2 protein-coding genes and 1 pseudogene are annotated in these 1280 nt (G+C 57.0%); 2 read left to right on the forward strand and 1 reads right to left on the reverse strand.

Features of this window, described 5'->3' with window-relative positions; all coding sequences use genetic code 11:
• Nucleotides 1-434, forward strand: a 434-nt coding sequence (locus tag QUA42_RS27555) for a hypothetical protein (protein WP_333141859.1), incomplete at its 5' end; no start/stop codon positions are given.
• 52 nt (nt 435-486) lie between these two features.
• Here QUA42_RS27555 and QUA42_RS27960 read toward each other — a convergent pair.
• A pseudogene (locus QUA42_RS27960) lies at nt 487-1023 on the reverse strand (hypothetical protein); the annotation flags it as partial.
• Here QUA42_RS27960 and QUA42_RS27565 point away from each other — a divergent pair.
• A partial coding sequence (locus QUA42_RS27565; RefSeq protein WP_333141863.1) for a hypothetical protein occupies nt 908-1280 on the forward strand: 373 nt, incomplete at its 3' end. The pseudogene QUA42_RS27960 and the gene QUA42_RS27565 overlap by 116 nt on opposite strands.

Raw genomic sequence — 1280 nt, forward strand, 5'->3', positions numbered from 1 at the left:
TATGGGGGTTGGTTCTGGCGCTGGTGTTGGTTCGGGGGCTGGTTTTGGCGCTGGTGTTGTTGGTGTTGGTGGTGTTGTTGGTGTTGGTGGTGTTGGTGTTGGCGCCGGTGTTGTTGGTGTTGGTGTTGGCGCCGGTGTTGTTGGTGTTGGTGTTGGTGGTGTTGGTGGTGTTGGTGTTGGCGGTGTTGGTGGTGTTGGTGTTGGCGGTGTTGGTGGTGTTGGTGTTGGTGGTGTTGGTGGTGTTGGTGTTGGTGGTGTTGGTGGTGTTGGTGTTGGTGGTGTTGGTGGTGTTGGTGTTGGTGGTGTTGGTGTTGGTGGTGTTGGTGGTGTTGGTGTTGGCGCCGGTGTTGGTGGTGTTGGTGTTGGCGCCGGTGTTGGTGGTGTTGGTGTTGGCGCCGGTGTTGGTTCGTTCAGGGGAATGGCAGAGACAGTAGCGCTGGCGGGGCTGGTAGCGCCTTGGTTGTCTGTAGCGCTGTAGGTGAAATTTGCTGTTGTAAAGTTGGCTGTCGATTGGAAAAATAATTGGTTAATGTCAGTAGGTGTCAGAATTTGACCCGCCGCTACAATCGTGCCGCCAGTATCGGGATTGCCTAAAAATATCAGCCCTTCATTTGCTGGTGGGACGGTGTTGATGGTGAAGGATGCGATCGAGCCGTCGGGGTCGCTTCCTCCGAGTCCTGCGATCGCCACAGCGCTGCTGGGCCCGATGTCAAGGTTGACGTTGTTAGCTACGGGCGGTTGGTTTGGCACCGGCAGCAGCGCCGATACAGTAGCACTGGCGGGGCTGGTGGCACCCTGGTTGTCTGTAGCGCTGTAGGTAAAATTTGCTGTTGTAAAGTTGGCTGTCGATTGGAAAAATAATTGGTTAATGTCAGCAGGTGTCAGAATTTGACCGGCGGTGACAATCGTGCCGCCAGTATCGGGATTGCCTAAAAATATCAGCCCTTCATTTGCTGGTGGGACGGTGTTGATGGTGAAGGATGCGATCGAACCGTCGGGGTCGCTTCCTCCGAGTCCTGCGATCGCCACAGCGCTGCTGGGCCCGATCTCAAGGTTGACGTTGCTAGCTATCGGTGGTTGGTTGGCGGGAGTCGGAGTCGGAGTCGGTGGGAGTGGGGGAGTCGGAGTGGGGGCAGCGGTGATAGTGGTGGTAACAGTTGCGCCAGGCTCGCGGCCGTTATTGTTGTCGGGATTGGGGTCTGGACTCGTTGAGGTGCTGCTAGCAGTGTTGGCGACGGTGCCGCCGGTGGCGGGAACTGCGAAACTGACGGTTCTGTTGG

Origin of the sequence: Microcoleus sp. Pol11C2, from assembly GCF_036701505.1 — a bacterium.
GTDB lineage: Bacteria > Cyanobacteriota > Cyanobacteriia > Cyanobacteriales > Microcoleaceae > Microcoleus.